This window comes from Xenorhabdus vietnamensis (assembly GCF_002127535.1).
Classification (GTDB): Bacteria; Pseudomonadota; Gammaproteobacteria; order Enterobacterales; family Enterobacteriaceae; genus Xenorhabdus; species Xenorhabdus vietnamensis.
This window is the reverse complement of the sequence record NZ_MUBJ01000056.1, coordinates 1-3,960: the sequence shown is the minus strand read 5'-3', so window position 1 is coordinate 3,960 and position 3,960 is coordinate 1. Positions and strand designations below refer to the sequence as shown.

The window sequence follows — 3,960 nt, the reverse complement described above, 5'->3', positions numbered from 1 at the left end:
TGCTCATTCGGTTCGGTGATGCATTAACTGTTAAGCCGGTGCTCGGTTATCAGGAGCGGGCGCAACAAATGGCTCAGGCATTGTTACCACAGGCCATTAGCCGAGCATTGAGTGAAGCAATTCGAACAGCTAAATAGTAACTGGGACCGCAGTCCCAATTCATGGTCAATGATCAAAACTAAATGTGAATGCGGGCAAGTAATGCGAGGTAACAGCAATGGTAACGCTGCATAATTTTTTGGGTCCTTCCTAAGTGTTTGATATATCACGGGCATTGCGCGCCGCGATATTTCACTAGCTATGAACTTTTGAAATTTGGGTAACAGGTAACACATCGGTTTTTACGATGTTATACATATCCATTTGAAATATATAAATTAAAATTAATTTTCATACCATAAAAATATGTTACCTAACTTGTTACCTTCGTGAATGGGTAACAACAAGGGTAACAGTCAGGGTAACAATATGAATCAGTCAGATTTTGCAAAACTTCATGGCGTCAGCCGCAAGACCGTCACCCAGTGGAAAGCCCGTGGCTGGCTGGTTGTGGACGGTGACGACATTAATGTTGAAGCATCAAATGCCAACATTGCGCGTTACCGGAAAAGTGTTACCCGACCGGAAAAAAAAGCAGCAGATAACAGCAAAGGTAACAAGCAGGGTAACACTTCCCAAGGTAACACGTCGGGTAACAACCCAGACCCCGATACCCCGGCAAAAATTGTTGAACGCATTCTGACTGAACGTGGCGCAACGATGTCACTGGATGAGGCGCGTACCATGAAGGAAAACTATTTAGCGCTGTTGACCCAGTACGATTACGACCTGAAATCCGGCGCGGTCTTACCCTATCAAGACATGATTGATGCGGTAGGGCAGGAATATTCACGGATGCGAACTCGTCTAATAGCAATAGCCCCTGAACACGGACCCCGGCTCCGGGCGTTGGCGACAACGTCTGCGGATACGGAGTTTGTGTCCGCACTTCAGGAAATCATTCATGAGGCGATGGAGGAGTTAAGCCTTGATAACAGCGCAAACAGGGCCGAGGGGGGATAATGCATGGCAAAACTTCACCCGTGCACTGGTTCAGAAACGTGCTGATGTCAGACCTCCAGAGCCTTTATCCCTAAGCGAATGGGCGAATAAATACGCGGTATTGTCAAAAGAGAATGCCGCGCAAACGGGTAAATTTCGTTCGTTTAAATATCAGGATGGCATGATGGATGCCATTACCGATCCGAATGTGACTCAAGTGTCCGTGATGAAATCGGCACGAGTCGGTTACACCAAAATCCTGGACCATGTTGTCGGCTATTATCTGTCTCATGACCCATCACCCATATTAGTGGTACAGCCCCGCGTAGAGGATGCGGAAGATTACAGCAAGACCGAAATTGCCCCGATGCTGCGGGATACGCCGGTATTGAAAGATATCGCCGGCGAAGCGAAAGCCAAAGATTCTAACCAGACTATCCTGAAAAAGACCTTTTCCAACGGGGCTAACCTGACACTGGTCGGGGCTAATTCGCCGGGTGGCTTTCGTCGTATCACTTGTCGCATCATTCTGTTTGATGAAGTGGACGGTTATCCTTCTGGTGGTGCAGGTGCAGAGGGGGATCAAATAGCGCTGGGCATTAAACGCTCTGAAACGTTCTGGAACCGAAAAATTGTCTTGGGCTCTACGCCCACCGTAAAAGAAACCAGCCGGATAGAGAAAGCCTTTAAAGACAGTGACCAGCGTTACTATTACGTGCCTTGTCCCCATTGCGGGGAATATCAGGTGCTGGAATGGGGCAGTCCAGATTCCCCTTACGGCATCAAATGGGAAAAGGATGAGTACGGCAACGACTTACCGGAGACCGCCTATTATGTCTGTCGGCATCATGGTTGCGTCATTCAGGACAGTGACAAACCCGGCATGATTAAACGGGGGGGGTGGCGCGCCAGTCAGCCCTTTAAAGGTCATGCGGGTTTTCATATCTGGGCGGGGTACAGCCTGTTCCCGAATGCCGCGTGGAAAAATCTGGTGGCCGAATGGTTGCGGGTGAAGAACGATCCGTTGATGCGCCAGACCTTCATCAACCTTGTCCTCGGTGAGCCTTATGAAGATCGGGGAGAAAAGGCACTGAGCGAGAAAAAGCTCCTTGAGCGTTGTGAGGTGTGGGCGGCAGAAGTACCAGACGGAACAACCGTCATTACGGCAGGCATCGATACCCAGGACGACCGATTTGAAATTGAAGTCGTTGGTTGGGGACGAAGTGAAGAAAGCTGGTCGATTGCCCATGATGTGATTGAAGGTGACCTGGAAACAGACGAACCATGGGAACGCCTTGATGCTTACCTGAAACAAATTTGGCGTCGCGCAGACGGTCGGGGTTTTGCAGTGATAGCAGCCTGCATGGACTCCGGCGGTCATCACACTCAAAAAGTGTATGACTTCTGCCGTTCGCGGTTGGGTCGGCGTATCTGGGCGATCAAAGGGGAATCAGCCCGGGGCGGCAAACGCTCACCCATCTGGCCGACTAAACGCATTACCTCCCGCTCTAAATCGGGATTTAAGCCGGTGATTATTGGCGTCAATGCGGCAAAAGATGCCATTCGTGGCCGCCTGCATTTAGAACCCCCATCGGCGAATGAAGCCGCGCCCGCCTATATGCACTTTCCGGCTGACCGTGACCTGCATTATTTCAGCCAGTTATTGGCCGAGCGGTCGGTGATTAAAGTATCAGGTGGCCAGCGATATCGTGTGTGGGAGCAGATTCCCGGTCGGGCCAACGAAGCGCTGGACTGCCGCGTCTACAGCTACGCTGCGTTATGCGGCCTGATGTACATGGGGCTGAAACTGAATGCGCTGGCAGACAATATTGCCGGTAACCCTGAGCGGTTAATCGCCCCCCCGGCACAGCCCGAAGAAAAAACCAATCTGCGTTTCCCCGGGGCAATAATTCCTGAATCAACGGCGGAAAAGCCCAAACGGAAGCGCATGTCACAGCTTTTGCCCTAAGGAGAATGAATGCGACAAAGAACCAGTCTGCTGACCGGCATGAGCCGTGAACAGCTCAAAACAGCACTCAATACCGCCCAACAAGCGTATATCGAACTGTCAACCGGAACAAAAGGGGTCTCATTTTCGTATACGCAGGGTGACGGGACACGCTCCGTGTCGTATCAACAAACCAGCTTAGGCGATTTGTTAGCGCTGATTCAGGCCATACAGACCGAGCTGGGGATCACGACCCGGCGACCAATCAGGGTGAGATACTAATGAGCGTTAAAATCTTAGGACCCAATGGTGAGCCGTTGCCGCCCTCAAATGCCAGATTAAAATTTAACGCCTTATCGGGCAGCGGGCGCATTCCTTATGATGCCGCAGATTCATCCAGCGACCAGTTGGCAAACTGGCAACCGGCGCTGTGGTCACCGGATAATGAAATCAATATTTATCGGGACCGCATCGTGTCACGTATGCGCGATTTGGCGCGTAATGACGGTTGGGCGGCCGGTACTATCACCCGTGTGCTCGATAATGCCATCGGCGCGAACTACCGGCCGATATTTAAACCCGATTACCGGATGCTGAAATTACTCACAGGCAATAACGCCTTTGATGCGACCTGGGCGGATGAGTACGGCAAAGTGATTGAGGCACACTGGCGTTCGTGGGCGAATGATCCGGGGCTGTATTGTGATGTCGAACGCAAACAGACCGTGTCACAAATGCTGCGTCTCGGCTTTCGTCACAAATTGCTCGACGGGGATGCACTGGCGGTGCTGCAATATCGTACCGACAGGTTAGGTCCCGGTCGCGGACGTTATGCCACCACAGTGCAAATCATCGACCCGGATCGGCTCAGCAACCCACAGGAACGTTTTGATTTAGAGTCTGTTCGCGGCGGTGTTGAGATAGACAGTGACGGTGCGCCGACGGCGTATCACATCCGTGAGGCCCATATC

4 protein-coding genes are annotated in these 3,960 nt (G+C 51.4%); all 4 read left to right on the top strand.

Annotated features, from left to right (window positions below):
* Window positions 1-468: 468 nt before the first annotated feature.
* Complete coding sequence (locus Xvie_RS19820; protein ID WP_086110746.1) at window positions 469-1,062, top strand: RNA polymerase subunit sigma-70; 594 nt, start codon at window positions 469-471, stop codon at window positions 1,060-1,062.
* Window positions 1,028-3,010, top strand: coding sequence for a phage terminase large subunit family protein (locus Xvie_RS19815; protein WP_086110747.1), 1,983 nt, complete (start codon window positions 1,028-1,030; stop codon window positions 3,008-3,010). The genes Xvie_RS19820 and Xvie_RS19815 overlap by 35 nt, the downstream gene beginning before the upstream one ends.
* A 9-nt stretch (window positions 3,011-3,019) precedes the next feature.
* Complete coding sequence (gene gpW / locus Xvie_RS19810; protein ID WP_086110748.1) at window positions 3,020-3,271, top strand: gpW family head-tail joining protein; 252 nt, start codon at window positions 3,020-3,022, stop codon at window positions 3,269-3,271.
* Window positions 3,271-3,960, top strand: a 690-nt coding sequence (locus Xvie_RS19805; protein WP_139838904.1) for a phage portal protein, incomplete at its 3' end; no start/stop codon positions are given. The genes gpW and Xvie_RS19805, both read left to right, overlap by 1 nt.

Bases quoted from the DNA above. Each gene is read 5' to 3' on its own strand.
- Xvie_RS19820 (WP_086110746.1), top strand. From the start codon at position 469: ATGAATCAGTCAGATTTTGCAAAACTTCATGGCGTCAGCCGCAAGACC.
- gpW (WP_086110748.1), top strand. From the start codon at position 3,020: ATGCGACAAAGAACCAGTCTGCTGACCGGCATGAGCCGTGAACAGCTC.